Here is a 24,929-nt window from a genome sequence, read left to right on the forward strand (position 1 = left end):
AAACGAGTCTTCGACCCGAGCGACTCCGCAGACGAACACTTGGCCCGAGCGACCCCGCAATGAGTCCTCAGCCCGAGCGACCCCGCAGACGCCCCCTCAGTCAGAAAAGTCCTCGCCGAAGAACGTCCCCCTCCAGTTGAGGTCCTCGTCGTCCGAGCCCCGCTCGGGCGCCCCGAGCGCCGCGGGGCCGAAGGAGGCCACCCCCCGCACCGCGGGGCCGGCCGGCGTGCCGGGCAGCACCCACACCGCCCCCGAGTCCGGGTGGGCGCCGTCCTCGCCGGGCGCGCCCACCACCAGCTCGGGGCGCCGGTCGCCCGTCAGGTCGGCGATGCGCACCGCACCGCCGAAGCGGTCGTCGCGCTCGCCGGTGCCGGGGACGCCGGGCGTGTCCTGGGCGTAGGAGCGCGCGCCCGCACCGGTGAGGCCGGTGCGGGAGCCGTACAGGAGCACCACGCGGCCCGCCGCGCCGTCCTCGCCGGGGACACCGACCGCCACGTCCGCCCGTCCGTCGCCGTCGACGTCGCCCGCGGCGAGCGCGGCGCCGAACTGGTCGCCGCTCAGGCCGGTGCCGGGGATGCCCGCGGTCTCCTGGTCGATGACGGTCGCCTTGCGCCCGGGGCCCGACGGGGAGCCGTGCAGTACGCGGATCTCGCCCAGGTGGCTCACCGCGTCCTCCGAGACGGAGCCGACTTCGCGGACGACGAGGTCGCCGAATCCGTCGCCGTTCACGTCCCCCACGGTGCCGACGCCGTTGTAGGTGTTCACGTTCTTCGGTTCGAGGGCGAGGCCCGCCGGGCGGCCCTGGAAGAAGTGGCCCGGGTACTGCATCTCCTCGAAGCCCTGGCCGGTGACGACGTCGTCGCGGCCGTCGCCGGTGAGGTCGCCGACCGTGATGGTGCGGGGCACCTCGCTGTCGCCCCAGTCGCCGTGCGCCTTCCCGCCCGTCCTGCGCGGCCTGCCGTCGCGGTCGAACGGTCCGTACCGGACGGTGAGGTCCGCCGCGAGCAGATCGGCGTGGCCGTCCCCGTCGAAGTCGCCGCCCCGGACACCGGCCGCGGGCAGCCTGCCCGCGGTCCGCAGCCCGTCCCGCGAGCCCCACAGGACGGTGTGGCCGAGCGCGAGGTCCGTGAAGCCGTCGCTGTCGAGGTCCCGGGCCACGGCGTCCATGCCGAAGTGCTCCTCCCGCGCCGCCAGTTCGCCGACCGGGCCCTTCGTCGAGCGGTCGAAGACCTGCGGGCGGTGGACGTCGGGGCCCGTCGCGGAGCCGTACACGACGGAGACGGACCCCGCGCGCCGCACGCCCCCGACCGTGGAGAGCGGGGCGGGGACGGCCAGGTCGGCGTAGCCGTCCGCGTCGAAGTCGGTGACGATCCGCTTGCCGCGCGCCTTCGCGGGCGCCTCGTCCTCGTCCTCGCCCCCACTACCGGAGCCGGAGCCGAACACGATCGCGCCCGCGATCAGCGCCACGCACAGCGCCGCCGTCCACCAGGGCCACCAGCGACGGCGGCGCCGCGTACGCATCGTCACCGGCCTCCTCAGCGGGCCAGGTGGTCGCCGAACCGGACGCCCTTGTCGTTGGCGCCGATCGCCGCCGGGCCGAAGGACGTGACGCCCGTGACGGTCAGACCGCCCGCGGCGCCGCGCAGGTGCCAGGCGGCGCCCGAGTCGGCGTACGCGCCGTCCTCCAGCGGGGCGGTCACGGTCAGGTCGGCCTTGCCGTCCTTGTTCGTGTCGGACAGCAGGACCTGGCTGCCGAACTTGTCGCCCTTCTCGGCGGCGCCGGGCACCCCCTCCGTCGACTGCTGGAAGGCCTGGGAGCCGGTGCCGGTCAGGCCGGCGCGCGAGCCCTTGAGCAGCACGGAGCTGCCGGCGTCCGCGACCGCGTCGATGTCCTCGCCGGGGATGCCGACGGCGACGTCCGCGAAGCCGTCGCCGTTCACGTCGCCCGCGCTGATGGAGGAGCCGAACTCGTCGCCGTCCTCACCGACGCCGGGGACGCCCGCGGTGTCCTGGGTGATCTTGGCGGTACGCGTCGAGGGTCCGTCCGCCGAGCCGTACCGGACGAGGATCGTGCCCTTCTGGTACGGCATGTCCTCGAAGTTGTCGCCGATGTCGCGGACGACGAGGTCGCCGTAGCCGTCCCCGTCGACGTCGGCGATCGCGCCGCCGAGCGAGGGCGCGAGCTTCTGCGAGGTGGTGGCCACCCCGTCCTTGCCGCCCTGCCAGAACTGGCTCTTGTACGCCATCTCCTCGAAGCCGTGGCTGGTGACGATGTCGTCGGCGCCGTCGCCCGTGAGGTCGCCGACGACGAAGTCGCCGGGGCCGAAGGTCTGGCTGGTGACGACCTGCTGGCTGCTCGCGGGCTTCCCGTCGCGCTTGAACGGGCCGTACGAGATGGTCATGCCCTGGTCGTCGTTGTCCATCGGGTCCTCGGGCTCCGGGTACTCGGCCGTGACGAGGTCCCGCTCGCCGTCGCCGTTGAAGTCCCCTGCGGTGACGCGCGCGCCGTTGGAGGCCAGCTCGGTGGATCCCTCGCCGGTGAGGCCCTGGGCGGAGCCCCACAGGACGACGGACTTGTCGCCGCCGTTGACGACGAGGTCGGTGTAGCCGTCGCCGTCGAGGTCGGCGGCGGCCGTGTGGTTGCCGAACCGGTCGCCGTTCTCCGGGGTGCCGGGCACGCCGGGCGTGCCGCGGGTGATGGTCTTGGCGTGCGCGGTGTCGGGGCCCGTGGCCGAGCCGTAGACGACCGAGACCTGGCCGGGCGTGGCGCCGGCGGTGCCGCCCGGAGCGGATATGGCGAGGTCGGCGTATCCGTCGTGGTTGAAGTCGGTGACCGGGGCCTTGGGCGGTACGGGCGCGGCCGCCGCGGAACCCGCGGTGGCGAGGGCGATCGGGGCCGAGAGCGAGGCGACGGCCACGGCGGCGATGAGAGAGCGGCGCACTGGTCCTCCAGAGAGCGTGTGTCGTGTGAGTGGTCGATATGCGGTGTTCGGTGAGGTGCGGGTCAGCTGCCGAGCAGCAGACCGAACTTGGCGTCCTTCTCGGGGGCGCCGAGCTTCACCGGGCTGAGGGTGCTCGCCCCGGTGGTGGTCAGGCCGCTCGCGGAACCGAAGAGGTTCCACAGCGCGCCCGAGTCGGGGGAGGTGCCGTCCTCGCCGGGGGCCGTGGCGGTCAGGTCGGCCTTGCCGTCCTTGTTCAGGTCGGTGAGGGCCACCTGGCGGCCGAAGTCGTCGCCCGACTCGGAGACACCGGGAACTCCGGCGGTGGTCTGGTTGTAGGCGACGGCGCCCTTGCCGGTCATGCCGCCGTCCGCCTTGGAGGCGCCCTTGAGGAGGACCACCGCGCCGGTGCCGGTGCTCGCGTCGAGGCTCTCGCCGGGGACGCCGACGGCGACCTCGGCCCTGCCGTCGCCGTTCACGTCACCCGCGCTGAGGGAGGCGCCGAACGCGTCGTTCTCCTCACTGGCGCCGGGGACGCCCGCGGTGGCCTGGGTGATGACCTTCTTGCGCGCGTCGGTCGGGCCCGTGGAGCTGCCGTACTGGATGGTGATGCTGCCAGGGTGGCTGTCGATGACCTCGGTGACGTCGCCGATGTCGCGGGTGATCAGGTCGCCGTACCCGTCGCCGTCGACGTCCCCGACGGTGCCGCTGTACGCGGTGCCGAGCGACTTGGCGGTGTGGCCGACACCGCTCCTGCCGCCCTTCCAGAAGCGGGCGTCGTGCGTCATCTCCTCGAAGCCGTGCGTGGTGACGATGTCGTCGACGCCGTCGCCCGTCAGGTCGCCGGTGATGAAGTCGGCGAGGCCGGAGGAGCCGTCGTCCGTGGTGATGCTGTCCTTCTTGGCGGGCTTGCCGTCACGGGTGAACGGGCCGTACTGGACGGTCATCCCGGAGACGTCGGGGTCGGTGCTCGGGGTGTCGTTGACGACCAGGTCGCGCTTGCCGTCGCCGTTGAAGTCGCCCGTCGCGAACTCGGAGTTCCGGTACGGCAGGAGGGTGTCCTTGCCGGTCAGGCCGTCCTTGGAGCCCCACAGGACGGTCGCCTTGTTGCCGTCGCCGTCGCCTCCGGTCACGAGCAGGTCGGTGTACGCGTCGCCGTCCAGGTCGGCGGGGATCAGCTGGTAGCCGAAGGCGAACGTACCGGCGAGCTCGCCGGGGACGCCCGGCGTGGCCCGGCTGATGAGCTGGTGCTTCGCCGTGCCGGAGCCGGAGGCCGTGCCGTAGACGACGGAGACGTAACCCGTCTTCTCGACGCCGTCGACGGTGCCGTGGGGCGCGGCGACCGCGAGGTCGGCGTACCCGTCGTGGTTGAAGTCGGTCACCGGAGTGCGGGGCGGCTGCGGGGCCGCGGCGGCGGTGCCGGAGGTGGCGGAGATCGCGAGCGGGGCGGTCAGCGCGGCGACGGCGATGGCGCTGATGAGTGTGCGGCGGGGCACGGGTCCTCCTGGGGCGAACGTCTGTGACACAACGGGAGACGGGCGTTCGGGAGAAGAGGTTGTACACCACAGGAACTCCGTTACGTGATCCGGACGTTCGGCGGACGACTGCCGCTGTTCACCTCGCGCGGCGCGGGTGTGCGGGAGACTGGCCGCGGGCCGTGGAGTACGGGAGGGACCGGATGGCGCGGACGAGAGTGTCGATGCAGGAACTCATCCGGCGCAGACGGCGGGCGGGCTTCGTCGGGCGGCGCGAGGAGCTCCGGCTCTTCCGGGAGAACTTCGAGCTGCCGCCGGAGGACGAGCGGCACCGCTTCCTCTTCCATGTGCACGGCCCGGCGGGCGTCGGCAAGACGTCACTCGTGCGGGAGCTGGGGCAACTGGCCACGGACCGCGGCGCGTTCGTCGCGTACATGGACGACGCGGCGCCGGACATACCCGGCGCCCTCGCCGAGATCGCCGCGCAATTCGCCCAGCAGGGGCGGCGGTTGAAGTCCCTGGAGCGCGCCCTCGCCCACCACCGGCAGCGGACCCACGAAGCCGTCCTGGCCGCCGCCCGCGCACCGTCCGAGCCCGACGTGCCGTCGGCGGGCGGCGCGGCGCTGGCGCGGGCGGGTGCCGTCGGGCTCGGCATGGTGCCGGTCGTGGGCGCCTTCGCCGGACTCGTCGACACGGACCGCGTCGGGCTCGGCGCGGACCGGCTGTGGGCCCGCTTCCGCAGCCAGGAGGACGCGCACCTGGTCCTGGAGCCGGAGCGCGCGCTGACCCCGGTGCTCCTGGAGGAACTGGCCGCCGCCGCCGACGTCGCGCCGTGGCTCGTGCTGCTCTTCGACACGTACGAGCGGACGGCACCCTTCCTCGACCGCTGGCTGTACGACGTGATGACGACCGACCGGTACGGCGAACTCCCCGCCGACGTCGTCGTGGTGACCGCCGGGCAGCGCCCCCTCGACCCGGACCGCTGGGACGACGCGGCAGACTTCGCCGCCGACCTCCCGCTGCGGCCCTTCACGGAGACCGAGGCGCGCGGCCTGCTCGCCGCCAAGGGCGTCACCGACGAACCCGTCGTCGCCGAGGTCCTGCGGCTCTCCGGGCGGCTCCCCGTGCTCGTCTCCACGCTCGCCGAGAGCGGCCCCGCGGCGCCCGCCGACGTCGGCGACCCGAGCGCCACCGCCGTCGAGCGCTTCCTGAGGTGGGAGCCGGACCCGGTGCGGCGCGCGGCGGCCCTGGACTGCGCGCTGCCCCGGCGTCTCGACGAGGAGATCGTGCGGGCCGCGGCGCACCGCGGCGACGACGACCCCGCCGAGCTGTACGGCTGGCTGCGCACCCTGCCGTTCGTGCGGGCCGACCGCAGGGGCACCGCCCGCTACCACGACGTCGTACGCGCCCCGATGCTGCGCCTGCGCCGCAACACCGCGCCCGAGCTGTGGAGTGCGGGCCACACCCGGCTCGCCGAGCTGTACGCGCGACGGCGCGCCGTACTGGAAGAGGAGCTGCGCGGTGCGCCGGGCCGTCCGTGGATGCGCCCGGAGTGGCGTGCGCTGCGCGTCGAGGAGCTGTACCACTCGCTGTGCGCGGGACCGCGCGCCACGCTTCCCGGCGCGCTGCGCGAGGGGATCGACGCCTGCCGCGTGGACACGGCGGTGGCCCGCGAGTGGGCGCGGGCGGTGGCGGACGCCGCCGAGGACACGGACGCCGAGCAGCTGCGGTCCTGGTCCGACGACTGCCGGACGGCCCTCGCCGACGAACGGCTCGGCGCGCTGCGCGTGCTTGAGCTCTTCCTCTCGCGCGCCGGGCTCGACGACGCGGGCCGTGTCGCCGCGTACAACGCGCACGGTCTGCGGCTCTTCCTCCTCGGCCGGCTGCGCGAGGCCATCGTCGACCACGAGCGCGCCGTCGCCCTCTACCCCGCAGACCCGTGGGGCCACCACGGTCTCGCGGTCACCTACCGCGCCCTCGGCGAGTACGAGACGGCGCTCCACCACCTGGCCGCGGCCGACGAGGTGGTGCCGGACGCGGAGTGGGTGGCACGGGACCGCGGGGAGACGTACCGCCGCATGGGCCGCCCCGAGGAGGCCCTGCCCTGGCTGGACCGCGCGCACGCCCTCGACCCCCGCGAGCCGCTGACGCTGGGCAGCCGCGGCCAGGTCAAGTTCGTGCTCGGCCGCCCCCGCGAGGCCCTCGACGACCTGGACCGGGCGATCGACCTGTGGCCCGACTACCCCTGGGCGCTGGCCCGCAGGGCCCGCGTCAGGCAGTCCGTCGGCGACCTGGCGGGCGCCTTCGCCGACCTCGACCGCGTCCACGAACTCGCCCCGGACGCGCCCGGCAGCCACGCCGACCGGGGCGACATACTGCGCTTCGCGGACCGCCACGAGGAAGCCGTCGCCGCCTACGACACCGCGATCGCCCTCGACCCCGGCTACGCGTGGGCGTGGGGCAGCAGGGCCCTGTCCCTGGAGGCCCTCGGCCGCACGGACGCGGCACTCGCCTCCCTCGACGAGGCGCTGCGGATCAACCCCGAGTACGGGTGGGCGCGGGAACAGAAGGAGCGGATCCTGGGGACGGACGCGGGCTGACGGGGGAGACTGGCAGGGGTACACGACCGTGCGGAACGGGGGGATTCCGATGGCGTCGGCCGACGCGGACGAGCCGTCCATGCAGGAGCTGATACGCCGCAGGGGGCGGGCCGGGTTCATCGGACGCCGCGGTGAACTGGCCGCGTTCCGGGAGAACTTCGACGTGCCGCCCGCCGACCTGCGCCACCGCTTCCTCTTCCACGTCCACGGCAACGCCGGCGTCGGCAAGACGTCCCTGGTCCACGAGCTGGCGCAGCTCTCCCGCGAGCGCGGCGCCCTGACCGCGTACGTCGACGAGCGGGTGAGCAGCGTCCCCGAGGCGATGGCCGCGATCAGCGCCGAGTTCGCCCGCCAGGGCCGCCGGTCGAAGGACCTCGACCAGCTGCTCACCACCCACCGCGAGCGCCGCCACGAAGCGGACTCGATGCCGGTCGCGCCCCCGCCCGCGCCCGGTGAGGCCCCGGCGCCGCCCGCCCCGTCCGCGGCCGGCCTGACGGCGGCCCGCGCGAGCCTCGTCGGGCTCGGCATGGTGCCCGGCGTCGGCGCCCTCGCGGGAGCGGTCGACCCGGCGCAGCTCGCGCAGGGCGCTGACCGGCTGCGGGCCGGCCTCAGCGCGCGCTTCCGCAACCAGGAGGACGTCCAGCTGGTCCTCTCCCCGGAGCGCGTCCTCACCCCGGTCCTCCTGAAGGAGCTGGCGCAGGCCTCGAAGTCGGTGCCGTGGATCGTCCTGTTCTTCGACACGTACGAACGGACGGCACCGTTCCTCGACGGCTGGCTGCACGAGGTGATGACGACGGAGCGGCACGGCGCGCTGCCCGCCAAGGTCGTCGTGGTCACCGCGGGCCAGCAGCCCTTCGACACCGCACGCTGGGGCGGCTACGCGGACTACATGGCGGACGTCCCGCTCGGCCCCTTCACCGAAGAGGAGTCCCGCGGGCTCCTCGCGGGCAAGGGCGTGGTCGCGGAACCGGTCGTCGAAGAAGTCCTGCGGCTCTCGGGCGGCCTCCCCGTCCTCGTCTCCACCCTGGCCGAGAACCGTCCCGCCGACCCGGACGACGTGGGCGACCCGAGCGCGACAGCCGTGGAGCGCTTCCTGAAGTGGGAGCAGGACCCGGTGCGCCGCGCCGCCGCCCTGGCGTGCGCGCTGCCGAGCCGGCTCGACGCGGACGTGGTCGCGGCGGCGGTCGACGGCGTGTGCGCGGCGGCGGACGTGCCGGGCGTCTTCGCCTGGCTGCGGGGCCTGCCGTTCGTGAGCGACCGGGGCGACCGGCTGCAGTACCACGACGTGGTGCGCGCACCGATGCTGCGCCTGCAGCGGCACCGGTCGCCGCGCGGCTGGGCCGAACTGCACGGCCTGCTCGCACAGACGTACGCGGGCTGGCGCGCGGAGGCCGAGCCTGGCCCCACGCCGCACGAGTGCTGGGGCGACGAGCAGTGGCGTGAGCTGCGGCTCGCCGAGTCGTACCACCTGCTGTGCGGGGCGCCCCGCAGCGCGCTCCCGGTCGTCCTGCGGGACGTCGTCGACGCGTGCGACGCGGACGCGGCGGTGGCCAGGCGGTGGGCGCAGCTGCTCGTGGACGCGGGCGAGGACACGGAGTCCGCGCCGGTCGGGGGGTGGGGCCGCGACCTGCTGCGGGCGCTGGCGGACGGCGGCGGCCCCGCCGCCCTGCGACTCCTCATCGAGCGCGCGGGGTTCGACGCCCGGGACGAGGCGTTCGCGTGGCTGGTCCGGGGCCGTGATCTGCGGGAGAGCGGCGCGCACGCCGAGGCGCTCGCCGAGTACGACCGGGCCATCGCGCTGGATCCCGAGCAGGAGCGGGCGTACTACGGAAAGGGCGTCACCTACTGGTACATGGACGAGGAGGAGGCCGCTCTCGCCGCCCTCGACCGTGCGGTGGAGCTCGCGCCGCAGGACGCCAGGAACTACGCGATGCGGGGCGAGGTCCGCCGTGTCCTGAGCCGCTTCGAAGAGGCCGTCCAGGACCTGGACCGCGCGCTGGAGCTCGACCCGTCGGACGGGGAGGCGCTGGGCAGCAGGGGCACCGCCCACTACGCGCTGGGGCGGCACGAGGAGGCCCTGGCCGACCTCGACCGCGCCCTGCGGCTCATGCCGGACTACGCGTGGGCGCTGGTCTTCCGGGCCGCCGTGCGGGCCCACCGCGACGAGTACGACCAGGCCGTCGCGGACTGCGACCGCGCCGTCGAACTGAGCCCCGAATCGAGCTGGGTCGTCTGGAGCCGGGCCGACGTCCTCCGCTCGGCGGGCCGTCAGCGGGACTCCCTGGCGGACTACGACAGGGCGATCGAACTCGACGCCGAGAACTGGTCGGCGTACGCGGGCCGCGGCGTGTCCCGGCACCATGTGGGCCGGCTCCCCGAGGCGCTCGCCGACCTCGACACGGTCGTGGAGCACGACCCGGACCACGCCTGGGTGCGGGCCCGCCGCGGCATGCTGCTGCACGACATGGGGGAGTACGAGCGGGCCCTCGCGGACGAGGACCGGGCGCTCGAACTGTCCCCCGACTCCGACTGGATGCACTACCGCCGCGCCGAGACGCTCTTCGCCCTCAAGCGGTACGAACAGGCCCTCGTCGACCTGGACCGGGCGCTCGAACTGGACCCCGTGTACGGGGCGGCGCTCTGCCGCCGGGGCGTCACCCTGCACCGGCTGCGGCGCTACGACGAGGCGTTCGCCGCCCTGGACCGTGCCGTCGAGCTGGACCCGGGCTTCACCTGGGCCCTGTTCTCCCGGATCAGGCTCGCGCTGGCCACCGGCAGGACCGATCGGGCCTTGGCCGACCTCGCGGCCTACGCCGAGAAGGGCGAGGACGCGACGTGGGCCCGCCTGCGGACCGCCGAACTGCACCTGTGGCTGGGCGACGTGACCGGGGCGCTCGCCGCGCTGCCGCCCGAGGCGGTGAGCGGGGAGACGAGCGGGGACACGGGTGAAGACGACGGCGCGGAGGAGCTGGCGCAGGTGTACTGCCGGGCGGGCCTGTGGGCGCCCGCCCGGGCGGCCGCGCGGCGCCTGCGCGCGGTCGACGACGAGGTCGGCACCGTGCTGCTCGCCGTCGTGGAGACCTGCGCCGGGGACACGGCCGCCGCCGGGCCCCTGTGGCACAGGTTCACCGAACTGGTCGAGACCCCGGCCGCGGACCCGGCCTGGCGGGACTACGGCCACGCCCTGGCCGCGCTGGCCAGGGGCGACTGGGCCACGGCGGACACCCGCCTCGCCCGTGTCCTCGGCCCGGTCCTGCCGGAGCTGGAGTGGGACGACCTGGCCGAGATGGTCTCCCACCTGACGAATCTCTCCCTGTCCCCGGCCGTCGACCCCACCCGCCTGGCACCCCGCCTCGCCCGCCTCACCGCGGCGCGGGACGCCTTCCGTGCCCAGCACGCGGAACCCGTCCGCACCGCACCCGTAGGTGCCGGGAACACCGGGGTTCCGTAGCGGCTGCGAAGCTCGCGTGAACGTCGCTCAAAAGCGACCTCAAGGGCGACTCCTCGCATACCACTTGGTGCCTGAAGCGACCGTTCCTGTTCGATTACAGTGCTGCGCAGTCGCAACCGGTCGAGGCGCGACGCTCGAGGCGCGACGAGGGACGTCACCGCACGTCACCGCAGGGAGGGAGACCCGCGTGGGTACCGCAGCAGCCACCGGTGTCTGGGGCCGCGCCGAGCAGCAGGACTTCCGGAGCCGGGTGCGCGGCACGCTCCTCGGGGCCGCCGTCGGCGACGCCCTGGGCGCGCCCGTCGACGGGCTCTCCCTCGACGCGATTCGCGAGGCGCACGGCGCCGACGGGCTCACCGAGCCGGCCCCCGCGCACGGCCGCCGCGGTGCCGTCACCGCGGTCACCCAGCTCACCCTCTTCACCGTCGACGGGCTCATACGCGCCCAGGTGCGGCGCGACACCGGCGCCTGGCACCCGCCGACCGACCTGCACCGCGCCTACCGCCGCTGGGCCGCCACCCAGAGCGACTGGGGCCCGGACGAACGGCGCAAGGAGGACGGCTGGCTGGCCCGCGAGGAGTGGCTGTACTCGCGGCGCGACCCGTCCCGCGCCTGCCTCGTCGGACTCGGCGACGCGACCATGGGCACCCTCGACGCCCCCAAGAACCCCGAGGAGCGCGGCGCCGAGGCCGCCGTCAGATCCGCGCCCATCGGCCTCCTCGTCGGCTGGGACCCACAGCTCGTGCTGCAGCTCGCCGTCGAGGGCGCCGCCCAGACGCACGGCCACCCCACCGCCTACCTCGCGGCGGGCGCCCACACCGTCATCGTGCACGGGCTCGCCCGCGGGGAGTCCCTCGACGGAGCGATCCAGCGGTGCCTCGCGCTCCTCGCCACCCGCCCGGGACACCTGCCCGTCACGGACGCGCTCCGGCACGCGCTGGGCGCCGTGCGGCAGGGCATGCCGACGCCCGCGCGCGTGACGGAGCTGTTGGCGGACGGCACGGCGGAGGGGGTGCTGGCCGGCGCCGTGTACTGCGCCCTGGTCGGCGAGGACATCCGGCACGGGCTGCGGCTCGCCGTGAACCACGGCGGCCCTTCGGCGGCCTGCGGCGCACTGTGCGGGGCGCTGCTCGGCGCGCTGCACGGGGAGACCGCGCTGCCGCCGGGGTGGCTCACGGAGCTGGAGGGCCGGCCCACGATCCTGGAGCTGGCGGACGACTTCGCGATGGAGATGACCCAGGGCCCCGCGCTGCACGGGCCCGCGCTCTCGTCGCCGGGCTGGCTGGCGCGCTACCCGCGGGCGTGACCCGGGGGCCGCAGGACTACTGACCGGCCTCGAAGGTGCGGCTCAGGAGGTCGTGGAGGGTGGCGCGCTCGGTGTCGTCCAGCGCGGCGAGGCCGGCCTGCGTGGTGTGCATGTTGGCGCGGATCGCGTCGACGGCACGCTCGCCCTCGGGGGTCAGGACCACGTTCTTCACGCGGCGGTCCGTGGGGCTCGGCTCCCGGTGCACCAGGCCGCGCTTCTCCAGGCGGTCGATGATCCCCGTCACGTTCGAGGCGTCGCAGGACAGCGTCCGGGCCAGCTCCCGCATCGCCGCGGGCCGCCGGCGCAGCACGCTCAGCGTCTTGCCCTGGCTCGCGGTGAGGTTCTCACGCGCCGCCGCCTCCGTGAAGTCTCCGTAATAGGTGCCGAGGGAGACCGCAAGCAGCTCCATGAGCTGAGCCGTGTCGACGCGGGGAGTTCCAGACATGTGAGCCACCTTACGCCATGAAACTTGACGATCTCAAATATTGAGGCTTACCTTCTTATACGTTACTTGACGTACTCAAGTATCGAGATTCTTAAGTAGTTGAGCAGCCGGCCGGGCCCCTGGCCGAGCAGTCGGAGAGAAGAAGTCACCGTGTCCCACGCACACCACGCGGCCCCGCCGAAACCCACCGGGCAGACCGCCCTCGTCCTGGTGCTCGGCCTCGCCGCCATGGTCGTCTCGATGATGCAGACGCTGGTCGTCCCGATCCTGTCGATCATCCAGCACGACCTGGACGCCACCACGTCAGGCGTCAGCTGGGTGACCACCGCCACCCTGCTCTCCGCCGCCGTCTTCACCCCGCTGCTCGGCCGCTTCGGTGACCAGCACGGCAAGAAGCCGACTCTCGTCGGCGTGCTCCTCGTGATGATCGCGGGCTCCGTGCTCGCCGCCACCACGACGTCCCTGACCTGGCTCATCGTCGGCCGGGTCATGCAGGGCGCCGCCACCGCGATCTTCCCGCTCGCGCTCTCCGTGCTCCGCGAGGAGATCCGGCCGGCCAAGCTGCCCGGCGCCATGGCGCTGGTCAGCGGCACCCTCGCGTTCGGCAGCGGCCTCGCCCTGGTGGGCGCCGGCCTGCTGACCCAGGGGTCCGACCCCGACTACCACCGGGTGTTCTGGCTCGCGGTCGTACTCGCCGTGGTGGCCCTCATCGGCGTGGTGACCGTGGTCCCCGCCTCACGCTCGAAGACCGGCGGCCGCACCGATTGGCTGGGCGCGGGCACGCTGGCACTGCTGCTCGTCCTGCTCCTCCTGCCGATCTCGCAGGGCCACGAGTGGGGCTGGACCTCCGGCCGCACCCTCGGTGCCTTCGCGGGCGCGGTCGTCATGGCCGTCGTGTGGGTCCTTGCCGAGCTGAAGGTCAAGGAGCCGATGGTCGACATGAAGATGTTCGCCCACCGCCCGGTCCTCTTCACCAACCTGGCCGGACTGCTGCTCGGCTTCGCGATGTTCGCCCAGTTCATCGGCGTCTCGTACCTCGTCCAGATGCCCGAGGAGCTGGCCGGGTACGGCTTCGGCGCCTCGGTGCTCGACGCCTCCGTCGTCTACCTCCTGCCGACCACGGTCGTCTCGCTCGTCGCCGCGCAGTTCGGCGGCATCCTGGTCCGTCGCATCGGGGCCCGCGTCACGCTCGCCGTCGGCGCCGCGTTCGGCGTGGCCGGCTTCGCCTGGCTGACCCTGGCGCACGGCACCAGTGCCTCCGTCATCGGGGCGGGCATGGTCATCGGCCTGGCCATCAGCTTCGGTTACGCCTCGATGCCGGCGCTCATCGTCGCCAGCGTCCCGGCCCACCAGACGGGCATCGCCAACGGCATCAACTCCATCTCCCGCTCCGTCGGCAGCGCCGTCGCCAGCGCGATGATCACGTCGCTGCTCGCGTCGAAGACGATCGCGTTGCCGGCCGGGATGCCCGCGCTCCCGCAGGAAAGCCAGTTCACCCTGAGCTTCGCCATCGCCGGCGCGGCGTTCGTCCTGGTCGTCGCGGTGGCCCTGGCCGGCCTCACCCGCCACCACGCCCCGCGCACCCAGCCCCTGCGAAAGCTCGCAGAGTCCCCCTCTCCGGTGGCCGCCCCGGAACGCGCCGGGGTCTGATCGCCCCTCAAGGGGCGCGGGGAACGGCGCGAGCAACCACAACAAAGCCGCAGCCGCATCTGCCGGGATCCCCGCAGATGCGGCTGCGGCTTTTCGCGTGGCTGGCCGCGCAGTTCCCCGCGCCCCTTCGGGGGCGGCGCTGGAACGTGCCGGGGGGCGGAGGCTCCTTCAGGGGCGCGGGGAACTGCGCGAGCAACCACAGAAGAGCCGCAGCCGCGTGCTGAGCGCGCAGTTCCCCGCGCCCCTACGGGGCGTACGTCAGTCCTTGGACGGCGCCGCCACCGCGCCGTCCCGCGCCTCCGCAGGAGTGGGCACAGCGGCCGCCCCCGGCGATCCGCCGTCGTCGTCCGTGTTGATGCGCTCGATGAGCGCATCCCGCTCAGGCGTGTCCTCCGGCTTGAGGTAGCCGATGAGGATGTACAGGACGAGGGACACCGCCAACGGAATGGACACCTGGTACTGGAGCGGCACGCCGCCCTCGATGTTCCAGCTGATCGGGTAGTTGACCAGCCAGAAGGCGAGTAGGCCAAGAGACCAGCTCGTGAGCGCCGCCGTCGGCCCGGAGCGGCGGAACGGCCGCAGCAGCCCCAGCATCATCGGGATCGCCATCGGGCCCATCAGCCCGGCGACCCACTTGATCACGACAGTGATGATGTCCCCGAACGCGGGTGAATTGACCTGCGTGGCCGCCGCCATGGACAACCCGAGGAACACCACCGTCGTGACCCGCGCCGCGATCAGCCCGGAACGCTCGTTCCAGGCGCGCGCCCTCGCCGACACCACCGGCGCACAGTCCCGCGTGAACACGGCCGCGATGGCGTTCGCGTCGGAGGAGCACATGGCCATGGTGTGCGAGAAGAAGCCGACGATGACCAGCCCCAACAGCCCGTGCGGCAGCAGTTGTTCAGTCATCAGGCCGTACGAGTCCGAGCCGTCGGCCTTCTCCGACTCCACCAGGAGCGGCGACATCCACATGGGGAAGAACAGCACCACGGGCCAGACCAGCCAGAGGATCGCCGAGAGCTTGGCCGAGCGAGCGGCCTCCTTCGCGTTGGCGGTCGCCATGTAGCGCTGTGCCTGGTTGAGCATGCCGCCGTTGTACTCGAAGAGCTTGATGAAGAGGAACGCGAGCAGGAACACCGTGCCGTACGGGCCGACGAGCGGCTTCTCGTGGCCCTGCAGCGCCGGCTCGTCCCAGGCGCCGAAGAAGCCGATGCCCATGTCGTTCAGCTCCATCACCACGGCGACGAACATCGCGATGCCGGCCAGGAGCTGGATCACGAACTGCCCCAGCTCGGTGAGCGCGTCGGCCCACAGCCCGCCGATGGTGCAGTAGATCGCCGTGATCACGCCGGTGATGAGGATGCCCTGGTTGAGGGAGACGCCGGTGAAGACGGAGAGCAGCGTCGCGATGGCGGCCCACTTCGCGCCCACGTCCACGATCTTCAGCAGCATGCCGGACCAGGCAAGCGCCTGCTGGGTCTTGAGGTCGTAGCGGTTCTTCAGATACTCCAGCGGGGAGGCGACGTGCAGCCGTGAGCGCAGCCGGTTGATGCGGGGAGCGAAGAGCCGCGCGCCGATGGCGATGCCGAGCGCGATCGGGAAGGACCAGGTGACGAAGGACGTCACGCCGTAGGTGTACGCGATGCCCGCGTACCCGGTGAACATCACCGCGCTGTAGCCCGACATGTGGTGCGAGATGCCGGACAGCCACCAGGGCATCTTGCCGCCGGCGGTGAAGAAGTCGCTGACGTTGTCGACCCGCTTGTGGGACCAGACGCCGATCGCGACCATCACGCCGAAGTAGCCGATGAGCACGGCCCAGTCGAGACTGTTCATATGGCCCTCCAGGGGTCCGCCTGGTGAACGGGCCGATGACGACGAGAGCGGCCCAGAAGTGCCCGCTCATCGTGGGTTCGGGCGCCCGGCGGCGACAACGGTACGGAAGGTCAAGGGCAAGTAAAATCGTTCGGTTAGCTGATCCTCGTTCATGTATGTGTAGAGGTGAGGTGCGGGGCATGCAAAAAGGGGCCCCTTTTTGGGGCCCCTCTAAGGGGCGCGAGGCTGTTACATGTGCGGTTCCACCGCGTGGGCGCGACCAGCCCAAGCGGACCCGCAGGCAAAGAGCCCTACCGCATGATCTCCCCCGCATTGACCAACAGTGACTGCCCCGTGATGGCCCGAGCCCGATCGGACGCAAGGAAGACCACCGCGTCCGCGACATCCCCGTCCGTCGCCAGATCCGGAAGCGCCATCCGGGAGACGAGCCGCCCCCGGACCTCCGCCTCGGAGACCCCCTCGCTCTGCGAGGCGAACCGCACGTACGCCTCCACCGGCGGCCCCCACATCCACCCCGGCAGCACCGTGTTGACCCGGATCCGGTCCGGCCCCACCTCCCGCGCCAGCGAGTACATCGCCGAGGTCAGCGCCCCCTTCGACGCCGCGTACGCGGCCTGCCGCACCTGCGAGGGCGCCGCGATCGCCGACTGCGTGCCGATGATGACCACCGAACCGCCCCGCCGCTCCCTGAGCGCGCCCAGGCAGGCGCGCGTCATGCGCAGGGTGCCCAGCAGATTGACGTCGAGGACCTGCTGCCAGGTGGCGAAGTCCGCGTCCTCCAGTCCGCCGAAGTGGCTGTCCCAGGCGGCGACATGAGCCACCGCGTCGATCCCGCCGAACCGGTCGCGGGCCAGCGCCGCGAGAGCCTCGCACTGCTCCTCGTCGGTGATGTCCGTCGCCCGGTACGCGGTGTGCGCGCCCTCCGGGTCGACCTCCGCGGCGCACTTGGCGAGGTTCGCCTCCGTGCGCGCCCCGAGCACGGCGTTTCCGCCGTCGCGCACGACGGCCGCCGCGACCTGGTGGCCGAGCCCGGCGCCGACGCCCGAGACGACGACGGTCTTCCCTTCGAGGAGCGACGACGGCATGGGGCGCCTCCCGGCTCTGGCAGTTTTACTGACGGGGCGTCAGAGTATGGGCGCACGCCGGAGGACGGAAGAGAACGGAAGAGGTCTGAAGAGGAAGGCAGGGAGAGGCATGAGCGAGGAGACCCGGAGCGATGTCTACGCCGAGCTGGCCGCGGTCGGACCCTACGGCGTGCACCCGGGGCACGCCCTGATCACCATGGTCGAACCGCACCCGGGGCACGAGTTCGCGTACAACCGCTGGTACGAGGACGATCACTACTACGCCGGCGCGATGGCCATGCCCTGGATGTACGCGGGGCGCCGCTGGGTGGCCACGCGCGAGCTCCAGCTCCTGCGCTACCCCGCCAAGTCCGCGGTGGCCGAGCCGGTCACCGCGGGGTGCTACCTCTCCACGTACTGGGTGACGGACGGCCGCTACGACGACCACATGAAGTGGACCGTCGGCATCAACAAGCGGCTCAACCGCGACGGCCGGGTCTACCAGGACCGCACGCACGTCTTCACCGCCTTCCAGGACCACGAGGCGACCGTCTACCGGGACGGCGCGGCGGGACCGCGCGACTTCCACGCGCTCGACCATCCGTACCGCGGCCTCGTCCTCGAAGTCATCGACGCCGAAGGGCCGCAGGAGCGGGCCGAACTGCTGGAGTGGCTGCGGTCCCGGCACCTGCCGCGCGCCCTCGCCGGCTCGCCCGCCGCGATGGTCACGCTGTTCCGGCCGACACCGCTGCCGGGGGACCGCATGACGTACGTGAAACAGGTCGAGGGTGTGGACACCCGGCTGACGCTGCTGTGGTTCCTGGCGGAAGACCCGCGGGAGTGCTGGGAGGCGCACTTCACCGGGCGCGACGAGGCGGTGGCGGAGTCGGGGCTCGGGCGGGTGGAGCTGGTCGCGCCGTTCATTCCGACGGTGCCGGGCACGGACACCTACGTCGACGCGTTGCGCTGACGGGGTCCCGCGCCGGAGCCCCGCGCCGGACCGGACGCGGGCCGGGGGCAGAGCCGAGCCCCCTCGGCCGGGACGGCGGGCCAGTCGAGAGGGCTCACTACGGAACTGCTTGTGCGGTACTGCCTATGCGGTTGTTCCTTCTGGTGCTTCGCTGGTGTGCGCAGTCGTCTCACGCGAGCCCGGCAGCCCCCCGGCTCACCTCGCTGACGAACGCGTTCCACGACTCGGCGGGGAAGGCGAGGACCGGGCCCTCGACGACCTTGGAGTCGCGCACGGAGATCCCGTGCCGCACGGGGGACTTGACCTCGACGCACGCGCCGTTTCCGGTGGAGTAGGAGGACTTGACCCACGTGTGCGAAGTACCTTGCTGAATCGCCATGTTCGCTCCGGTTTTTCCAGTCGATGAGTAGCTGCCGCCGCAAACTCTGCGGTGGCGGCGCCAACGCTCTTGCTCGATGGCGTGAATGACGCTACTCGCCAACATCGTGGCGTGAAGGGATCGTTCACTCAACCGGATGGCATATTCCAGTGGGGTCTTACGCACCGGCCGGGCCAGGGTGTACCGTGCGGCGCTTCCCTCGGAAAGGCCCGGAAATCAGTGACCGCGGCCCTCAGCGGGCGTAGTCCTTCGCGATGTCCGCGATGAGCTGTCTGGACTGGTCGACGTTGAGCGCCTGGGCCCGCAGATGCTCGTACATGACGCTGTACTGCTGGACGTCGTTCGCCTTTTCCAGGTACAGGTCGCTGGTGACGCCCTCGATGTAGACGACGCTGGAGTCGGCGGCGTCGGGGAACTCCAGGATCGCGTACTGGCCGTTGAGCCCCGGGTGCGCGCCCATCTCGAAGGGGATCACCTGAACCGTCACGTGCGGCAGCTGGGACTGCTCGACGAGATGCTCCAGCTGGTCGCGCATCAGATGCCGGGAGCCGACGACGCGGCGCAGCGCCGACTCGTCGAGGACGGTCCACAGGCGCAGCGGATTGTCCGGCGCCGCGATGCGCTCCTGACGGCGCATGCGCACCTGGACGCGCTTCTCGATGTCGGTCGGCGTGGTCTCCGGGAGCGCGCCGGTGATCAGCGCCTCCGCGTACGCGCGGGTCTGGAGCAGACCGGGGACGACCTGCGGGTCGTACACGCGCAGGGACGCGGCGTCCGTCTCCAGGCCGATGTACACGCTGTAGGGGATGTCGCCGAAGGAGTGCCACCAGCCCTGCTGGCGCGAGTCCTTGGCCATCTGCATGAGCGAGTCGACGACCCGGTGGTCCTCCACCTCGTAGACACCGCACAGATCGCGGACGTCGCGCTGGCTGATCGAGCGGCGGCCGTTCTCCAGGCGGCTGATCTTCGACTGCGAGACGAGCAGGCGCTCGGCGACCTCCTCGGCCGTCATGCCCTTGAGCTCGCGGAGCCGACGGAGCTCCTGGCCCAACCGGCGTCGCCTGACAGTGGGATTGACATTGGACGCCACGGGACGTGCACCTCCGGCTTGCCTGCCTCTACTTTGCGTATCTACTGCTCAGCAGAGTGCCACCAACGAGGCCGGCACCGCTGGGAAACAGCGGATGATGCGAACGTGCGGGCGGATGTGCGAAGGGTGCGGCCCTGCGGCGCCGAAGACGTGCGGCCGCGCGGGGCGGTGGCACCGGGGTGTCGTCGTCCGGACGGTCCGGTGCCACTCCCCGCGCGGCTCAGCGGCTCCCGAACCGGGTCTGGGGGACTGCGGTGCGGCGCTGATACGGGTGGTGCTGAGCGGTTGCGCGATGGTGGTGCGTGGTTACGTGCTGGTGGTGCGTGGTGTCGTACTCGTGGTGCGCGTGACGAGACGGTGCCGAGCCGTGCTCAGTGAGCGACGGCGCGTGCCATGGATCCGCGGCGCGGCTGCATCGGCACCCCGCCGGGGTCCGCTGTCGCCCTGGCCGGTTGCCGGCCACCGCCCGGTCCCTGGGGACCCGCCGGTGCGGCGCTGCGGCGCGGCTGAGCCGCCACGCCGTTCTGGACGTCCATCACGGCGTGCGCCACGAGGCCGCCCATGGGGTCGTGCCTGATGAGGTCCCGGAGCCGGGAGCGCGATGAACGCCCCTCGTTCCCCGGGTACAGATGCTTGCCGAGACCGACCGCGTGGGCCAGGGCGGCGAGCGCGGCGGTCCGCGGGTCCGGCGGTACACCGGTGCGGATCGCCGAATCGAGCCGGGACCTGATTTCCCGGCTGATGGCCGTCTCCGTCGCTTGGTAGCGCGTCGTCGGCAGCACCCCGCACATCTGGCCCGCCACGGCATGAACCATGCCGCACCGCTCCAGGTGCGAGAGGTACGTCTGGCGGAGCCCCAGTCGGGGCCCGCCGATCCAGTGGACCGCCCGGACCGGGCTGCCGCGCCTGCGCAGCAGTTCCAGTGCGGAGTCCAATGTCGGATCTCCGGTCGGCCGTGGCATCACCACGGCGATACGATCCCCGTCTGGGGCTATCCGTCCGGCCAGCGCCAGCTCCACTAGCTGTGCTCCGGCCAGACCGAGGTCGAGCGACTGCGGCTGCGCTGTGGTGCCCGTGGCCGGGTCCAAAGCGAGCAGCAGAAGCTCCTCCGGAATTGTTCTGCGGCTCCTGCCCATCCATGCCTCCCCGCGTGGATGAATGACAGGGTGACCCCTCTCACATTGGTCTGTCGAGAGCGCGTGGGCGGGATGTACGGGAACCAGTAGGTATGTCGTTCTCGTCTACCACGGGGGTTAAGCCCTCACACAGGACACTGGTACACGGTTCGGACACTGGCGTCCGGCCGGATTTGGCGCACGGTCAGCACACGGCAAGCATCAGTATCGGCAAACGGCATGGCGTACGAGGAGGCATCGGTGGCGGGCGAGACCCCCGACAGATCGAAGCAGCGGAAGTCGTCGGGGAACCCGACCGGGGCGGAGTCTTCCGAGCCGGCGCCGGAGGAACGCGACCCGCGTCTCGCGATCACCCGCGAGACGCCGCAGGTGCGGGAGGACCGGGCGACCGCCGTCTTCTCGACGAAGGACGTCGCCGAGGCGGCGGCCGGTTCCGACGGCTCCGACGACCCGGAGGAGAGCGACGGCCCCGGGGAAGCCCCGAAGGGCGAGGCGGAGGGCAAGGCGAACGGCGACGCGCGGCTGCGCAACGCGGTGGCGGCGTGGGTCGCGACCTCGGACGAGCCGGAGGGCGACGCGGCGTCGGACCCCGAGCCGGCGAAGGAAGGTTCCGACGAGGCCGAAGCGGAAGCGGAAGCCGAAGCCGAACCGGAAGCCGCCGACGAGGCCGACAAGGCCGACGAGCCCGACAAGGCCGACGTCTCGGAGCCCAAGACCGAGGCCGAGGCCGAACCCGCGGACGCCTCGGACGACGACGCCCCGGCCGGCGACACCCCGGACAAGGGCGACGACGCCCCCAAGTCCACCGGCGTCGACCAGGCCACGGCCGTCTTCAAGGCCCCCGGCAAGCCCGTCGACCAGCCCACCACCATGCTCAAGCTGGGCGACCACAAGGCCCCCGAGAGCAAGACCCCCAAGAGCGAGGACAAGGCTCCCGAGGACAAGTCTGCAAAGGGAACTGCAAAGCCCGAGGCCGACGCCGAGCGGACCAGCAAGTTCGTCGCGCTGAAGCCGCTCGACGAGCCGTCCTCCCGCACCGCGCCCAAGGCGACCCCCAAGGCAGCCCCCAAGCCGGAGCCCGCCGCGAAGCCCGAGCCCAAGACGGGCAAGCCCGAACCCAAGGCGGGCAAGGGCGGCCCGAAGGACGCCCCGAAGTGGGCGTCCACCCCGGGGGCCGCCTCGGCGTCCACCCCGGCCGGCCCCTCGTCGCCCCCGCCCGCGGAGCGCACCACCCAGCAGCCCCTGCCCCCCAAGCCGCCCATCGACCTGCTCGCGGAGCTGACCAACACCCCGCCGCCGCCGGAGACGCCCGTCCGCACCGCCGTGCGCCGGGTCAAGATCTGGACGCCGCTGGTGCTGCTCCTCGTGGTCGTCTTTGCAGTCGTACAGGCCGTACGCCCGCTGCCGACGCCCACCCTGAAGCTCACCGCGCAGCAGTCCGTGTCCTTCGACGGCGGCAAGCCGAGCCTGCCGTGGCCGGCCGACGGCCAGGCCGCGATGGACGTCAACGGCATCGGCACGTTCGGCACCTCGGGCGACCAGAAGCCCGTGCCGATCGCGAGCATCGCCAAGGTCATGACGGTCTACCTCGTCCTGCGTGACCACCCGCTGAAGAAGGGTGAGGACGGCCCGAAGATCCCGGTCGACGCCGCCGCGCAGAAGCACTACGAGACCGGCAAGCCGGAGAACGAGTCCGTCGTCAAGGTCACCGAGGGCCAGAAGATCACCGAGTACGAGGCGCTGCAGGCGGTCATGCTGCCGTCCGCGAACAACATCGCCAAGCTGCTCGCCCGCTGGGACACCAAGAGCGGCTCCGAGGACGCGTTCGTCGCCAAGATGAACAAGACCGCCAAGGAGCTGGGGATGAAGAACACCCACTACACGGACCCCAGCGGCCTCGACAAGACGACCGTCTCGACCGCCGAGGACCTGGTGAAGCTGGGCCGCGCCGCGATGGAGAACCCGGTCTTCAACGAGATCTCCCGCCAGCCCAGCTACAAGGACCTCAACGGCGACAAGCAGAACAACTTCTTCGGCCTCGTGCCGACCGTCGCCATCGGCATCAAGACGGGCACGACCACCGCGGCCGGCGGCAACATCCTCTTCGCCGCGGAGAAGAAGGTCGGCGGGGAGACGCAGACGATCATCGGCGCCGCCCTCGGCCAGTACGGGAAGAACGGCGTCGCCAACATCGACCAGGTCACCGGCATCACCCGCAAGCTCATCGAGGCCGGTCAGGACGCCCTCACGGCCAAGACCATCGTGAAGAAGGGCGCCGTCGTCGGGCAGGTGGACGACGGTCTGGGCGGCACGACACCGCTCGTCGCCACCAAGGACGTCTCCGCGGTGGGCTGGTCCGGACTGACCGTGAAGCTGCGGCTCGACGACAACAAGGGCAAGTCCGTCCCGCACACGGCGAAGGCGGGCACCAAGGTCGGCGTGCTGAGCGTCGGCGACGGCAAGGGCGACGCCGTCGAGGTGCCGGTCGCGCTGCAGAAGGACCTCAGCGAACCGGGCTTCGGCGCCAAGCTGACCCGCGTCGGCTGAGACCGGCGCCGAGCACCGCGAGGGGAGGCCCGCCCCCGGGCCTCCCCTCGCGCGCGCGTGCTAGCGTCACAAGCTCGGGGGTGGTACGCCGGGGCGGAGGACGAGTGTTCCGGGACGAACTCTCGTCGGCACGAAACCCCGGGTACTCCGGATACAAGGACGACACGGGGAGAGCCTCCAGTGGCCACTGCGGAGCCGACGCGCGCCGACGACGCCGCCGCCGCGCCTGAGCAGGGCGGCGGCCGCCGCACCGGTGCGCGAATAAAGCTGCCGGCCCAGCGCCGGTCGCCCGAGAGCGGGCCCGACGCTCCGTGGCAGAAGCGCTTCCTGCGCCACCCGGTGACGATCACGACGATCGTCGCCGGTGTGCTGCACATCGTCTGGTTCTTCGTCTTCGCCAACAGCGGCGGCGACCTCGCGGCGCAGGATGCCTGGGCCGAGTTCGTCGGCAGGCACCCCGACTCGGCGTACAACCTCGCCTGGTACGGCGGCATGCACCCGGTGTCGTACAGCGTCGTCTCGCCGTATCTGATGTCGGTGCTCGGCGTGCGGACGACGATGATGATCGCCGGCACCGTCTCCGCGGCGCTGCTCACGATGATCCTCATGCGCAGCCGGGCCGTGAAGCAGCTGTGGTGGCCCGTCGTCGCGGGCCTCTTCGCGCTGCTGTGCAACGCCGTCTCGGGCCGCGTGACCTATGGCCTCGGCCAGATGTTCGCGCTCATGGCGGTCGCCGCCGTCTTCTGCTGGCCGCACCGCTGGCGGTACAAGCGGTGGGCGAAGGCGCTGGTCGCCGCCCCGTTCGCGGCGCTCGCGACGATGGGCAGCCCGGTGGCCGGGCTCTTCGTCGGCCTCGTCGCCGTCGCGCTGTTCCTCAGCAAGCGCTACCCGGGCGCGTACGCGCTGGGCATCGCGCCGGCCGTCGTGGTGGGTCTCTCCGCGTGGCTCTTCCCGTTCTCCGGCACACAGCCGATGTCGTTCGGCTCGGCGTCGCTGCCGCTGATCAGCGCCGCCCTCGTCTACTTCCTCGTGCCGAAGCAGTGGAAGACCGTGCGGATCACCACCGCCGTGTACGCGGCGTTCGTGCTCGGCGTCTGGCTGATCAGCTCGCAGATCGGCTCCAACATCTCGCGCCTCGCGATGTGCTTCACGGGCGTCGCGCTGCTCGCCGCGCTGCCGTACACCGTGCCGAAGTCCCGCAAGTGGTACGTGATCATCGTGGCGTTCGTCGGCTTCACCGGCTGGATCGGTTTCAAGGCCGTCGACGACATCGTGCACACGCGCTCCGACGCCTCCTGGACGCGTGAGGTCGCCCCGCTGGTGAACGAGCTGAAGGAGCGGGGCGCGGCCAAGGGCCGCGTCGAGGTGGTGCCGGCCCGCAGCCACCGCGAGGCGTCCGCGCTCCCCGCGTACGTCCAGCTCGCGCGCGGCTGGAACCGGCAGGCCGACATGGAGCGCAACCCGCTCTTCTACGACGACACCCTCAACTCCGCGAACTACCACGAGTGGCTGCAGCGCTGGTCCGTGCATTACGTGGCGCTCCCCAAGGGCGAGCCCGACGGCGACGGCGGCAAGCGCGAGGCGCAGCTCATCACGGACGGGCTGCCGTATCTGAAGAAGGTGTGGGTCGACACCAACTGGCAGCTGTACGAGGTGATCGACCCGAGGCCGCTCGTCGAGCCGAACGCCGTCGTGGAGCGCGCCGAGCAGGGCGAGATGACGCTCCGCGTGGACAAGCCGGGCCGCATCCTGATCCGCATCCCGTACTCGCCGTGGCTGAGCGTCGTCGACGCCAAGGGCAAGGGCGTCGAGCGGCCCCAGGAGACCGAGGCGTCCAAGCGGCAGCGGGAGCTGAACGAGAAGCGCCCGAAGAAGTACGAGAACATCCACGGCTGTCTGGTGGAGGCCCGCGAGGACCAGGCCGGCGACAAGTGGGTCGAGCTGCTCGCCCCGAAGGCCGGCACCTACCGCCTCGGCTCGCCCTACCAGCTGCCCCGCGGCACGCCCTGCCCGGAGGAGCTGGCGCGCTGAGACGGGC

The 24,929-nt window shown here is 72.3% G+C and carries 16 protein-coding genes; 7 read left to right on the plus strand and 9 right to left on the minus strand.

Features of this window, described 5'->3' with window-relative positions; translation table 11 throughout:
- Positions 1–96: 96 nt before the first annotated feature.
- The 3 genes from ACH4D5_RS17860 to ACH4D5_RS17870 form a co-directional block, all read right to left on the minus strand.
- Positions 97–1,521, minus strand: a complete 1,425-nt coding sequence (locus tag ACH4D5_RS17860) for a hypothetical protein (RefSeq protein ID WP_398303750.1) — start codon at positions 1,519–1,521, stop codon at positions 97–99.
- A gap of 14 nt (positions 1,522–1,535) precedes the next feature.
- Positions 1,536–2,942 (minus strand): FG-GAP-like repeat-containing protein, encoded by a 1,407-nt coding sequence (locus ACH4D5_RS17865; protein ID WP_398303222.1) that lies wholly within the window; start codon positions 2,940–2,942, stop codon positions 1,536–1,538.
- Positions 2,943–3,004: 62 nt separating this feature from the next.
- Positions 3,005–4,435 carry an FG-GAP-like repeat-containing protein gene (locus ACH4D5_RS17870; protein WP_398303224.1) on the minus strand — a complete coding sequence of 477 codons (1,431 nt, stop codon included), beginning with the start codon at positions 4,433–4,435 and terminating at the stop codon, positions 3,005–3,007.
- Between the two features lie 182 nt (positions 4,436–4,617).
- Between ACH4D5_RS17870 and ACH4D5_RS17875 the strand changes: the two genes are divergently transcribed.
- The 3 genes from ACH4D5_RS17875 to ACH4D5_RS17885 all read left to right on the plus strand — a co-directional run bounded on the left by ACH4D5_RS17875 (position 4,618) and on the right by ACH4D5_RS17885 (position 11,771).
- Positions 4,618–7,014: a tetratricopeptide repeat protein gene (locus ACH4D5_RS17875; protein ID WP_398303226.1), complete on the plus strand. Its 2,397-nt coding sequence runs from the start codon at positions 4,618–4,620 to the stop codon at positions 7,012–7,014.
- Positions 7,015–7,063: 49 nt separating this feature from the next.
- The gene (locus ACH4D5_RS17880) at positions 7,064–10,465 is read left to right on the plus strand and encodes a tetratricopeptide repeat protein (RefSeq protein ID WP_398303228.1); all 3,402 of its coding nucleotides are present in this window, start codon (positions 7,064–7,066) and stop codon (positions 10,463–10,465) included.
- Positions 10,466–10,652: 187 nt separating this feature from the next.
- A complete protein-coding gene (locus tag ACH4D5_RS17885) occupies positions 10,653–11,771 on the plus strand; it encodes an ADP-ribosylglycohydrolase family protein (protein WP_398303230.1) in 1,119 nt (372 codons plus the stop codon).
- A 16-nt stretch (positions 11,772–11,787) separates the two neighbouring features.
- Here ACH4D5_RS17885 and ACH4D5_RS17890 read toward each other — a convergent pair whose 3' ends face one another.
- Entirely contained in the window at positions 11,788–12,216 is a 429-nt protein-coding gene (locus ACH4D5_RS17890) for a MarR family winged helix-turn-helix transcriptional regulator (protein ID WP_398303232.1), read from the minus strand.
- A gap of 150 nt (positions 12,217–12,366) precedes the next feature.
- On the opposite strand from ACH4D5_RS17890, the gene ACH4D5_RS17895 reads away from it, so the two are divergent.
- Positions 12,367–13,866, plus strand: coding sequence for an MFS transporter (locus ACH4D5_RS17895; protein ID WP_398303234.1), 1,500 nt, complete (start codon positions 12,367–12,369; stop codon positions 13,864–13,866).
- Positions 13,867–14,124: 258 nt separating this feature from the next.
- On the opposite strand, the gene ACH4D5_RS17900 is transcribed toward ACH4D5_RS17895, so the two are convergent.
- Positions 14,125–15,705, minus strand: coding sequence for a sodium:solute symporter family protein (locus ACH4D5_RS17900; protein ID WP_398303236.1), 1,581 nt, complete (start codon positions 15,703–15,705; stop codon positions 14,125–14,127).
- A gap of 290 nt (positions 15,706–15,995) precedes the next feature.
- Positions 15,996–16,790 carry an SDR family oxidoreductase gene (locus ACH4D5_RS17905; protein ID WP_398303238.1) on the minus strand — a complete coding sequence of 265 codons (795 nt, stop codon included), beginning with the start codon at positions 16,788–16,790 and terminating at the stop codon, positions 15,996–15,998.
- A gap of 109 nt (positions 16,791–16,899) precedes the next feature.
- Between ACH4D5_RS17905 and ACH4D5_RS17910 the strand changes: the two genes are divergently transcribed.
- Entirely contained in the window at positions 16,900–17,739 is an 840-nt protein-coding gene (locus tag ACH4D5_RS17910) for a hypothetical protein (RefSeq protein WP_398303240.1), read from the plus strand.
- A gap of 169 nt (positions 17,740–17,908) precedes the next feature.
- On the opposite strand, the gene ACH4D5_RS17915 is transcribed toward ACH4D5_RS17910, so the two are convergent.
- From ACH4D5_RS17915 to ACH4D5_RS17925, 3 genes are all read right to left on the minus strand, one after another.
- The gene (locus ACH4D5_RS17915) at positions 17,909–18,118 is read right to left on the minus strand and encodes a DUF397 domain-containing protein (RefSeq protein ID WP_398303242.1); all 210 of its coding nucleotides are present in this window, start codon (positions 18,116–18,118) and stop codon (positions 17,909–17,911) included.
- A gap of 232 nt (positions 18,119–18,350) precedes the next feature.
- Positions 18,351–19,208 carry a helix-turn-helix transcriptional regulator gene (locus ACH4D5_RS17920; RefSeq protein WP_362999209.1) on the minus strand — a complete coding sequence of 286 codons (858 nt, stop codon included), beginning with the start codon at positions 19,206–19,208 and terminating at the stop codon, positions 18,351–18,353.
- Positions 19,209–19,579: 371 nt separating this feature from the next.
- Positions 19,580–20,344 carry a GPP34 family phosphoprotein gene (locus tag ACH4D5_RS17925; RefSeq protein ID WP_362999208.1) on the minus strand — a complete coding sequence of 255 codons (765 nt, stop codon included), beginning with the start codon at positions 20,342–20,344 and terminating at the stop codon, positions 19,580–19,582.
- A gap of 219 nt (positions 20,345–20,563) precedes the next feature.
- Between ACH4D5_RS17925 and ACH4D5_RS17930 the strand changes: the two genes are divergently transcribed.
- Both ACH4D5_RS17930 and ACH4D5_RS17935 read left to right on the plus strand, forming a co-directional pair.
- Positions 20,564–22,891: a D-alanyl-D-alanine carboxypeptidase gene (locus ACH4D5_RS17930; RefSeq protein WP_398303245.1), complete on the plus strand. Its 2,328-nt coding sequence runs from the start codon at positions 20,564–20,566 to the stop codon at positions 22,889–22,891.
- A 180-nt stretch (positions 22,892–23,071) separates the two neighbouring features.
- Entirely contained in the window at positions 23,072–24,922 is a 1,851-nt protein-coding gene (locus ACH4D5_RS17935; protein ID WP_398303247.1) for an MFS transporter, read from the plus strand.
- Positions 24,923–24,929: the final 7 nt, after the last annotated feature.

Origin of the sequence: Streptomyces sp. NPDC018029 (assembly GCF_044327655.1) — a bacterium.
Lineage (GTDB): Bacteria > Actinomycetota > Actinomycetes > Streptomycetales > Streptomycetaceae > Streptomyces.

What these genes read in the sequence shown, in the direction of transcription:
- ACH4D5_RS17880 (WP_398303228.1), top strand. Translation starts at nt 7,064, where the DNA reads ATGGCGTCGGCCGACGCGGACGAGCCGTCCATGCAGGAGCTGATACGC.
- ACH4D5_RS17890 (WP_398303232.1), bottom strand. Translation starts at nt 12,216, where the DNA reads ATGTCTGGAACTCCCCGCGTCGACACGGCTCAGCTCATGGAGCTGCTT.
- ACH4D5_RS17930 (WP_398303245.1), top strand. Translation starts at nt 20,564, where the DNA reads ATGGCGTACGAGGAGGCATCGGTGGCGGGCGAGACCCCCGACAGATCG.
- ACH4D5_RS17875 (WP_398303226.1), top strand. Translation starts at nt 4,618, where the DNA reads ATGGCGCGGACGAGAGTGTCGATGCAGGAACTCATCCGGCGCAGACGG.
- ACH4D5_RS17900 (WP_398303236.1), bottom strand. Translation starts at nt 15,705, where the DNA reads ATGAACAGTCTCGACTGGGCCGTGCTCATCGGCTACTTCGGCGTGATG.
- ACH4D5_RS17915 (WP_398303242.1), bottom strand. Translation starts at nt 18,118, where the DNA reads ATGGCGATTCAGCAAGGTACTTCGCACACGTGGGTCAAGTCCTCCTAC.
- ACH4D5_RS17925 (WP_362999208.1), bottom strand. Translation starts at nt 20,344, where the DNA reads ATGGGCAGGAGCCGCAGAACAATTCCGGAGGAGCTTCTGCTGCTCGCT.
- ACH4D5_RS17905 (WP_398303238.1), bottom strand. Translation starts at nt 16,790, where the DNA reads ATGCCGTCGTCGCTCCTCGAAGGGAAGACCGTCGTCGTCTCGGGCGTC.
- ACH4D5_RS17860 (WP_398303750.1), bottom strand. Translation starts at nt 1,521, where the DNA reads ATGCGTACGCGGCGCCGCCGTCGCTGGTGGCCCTGGTGGACGGCGGCG.
- ACH4D5_RS17910 (WP_398303240.1), top strand. Translation starts at nt 16,900, where the DNA reads ATGAGCGAGGAGACCCGGAGCGATGTCTACGCCGAGCTGGCCGCGGTC.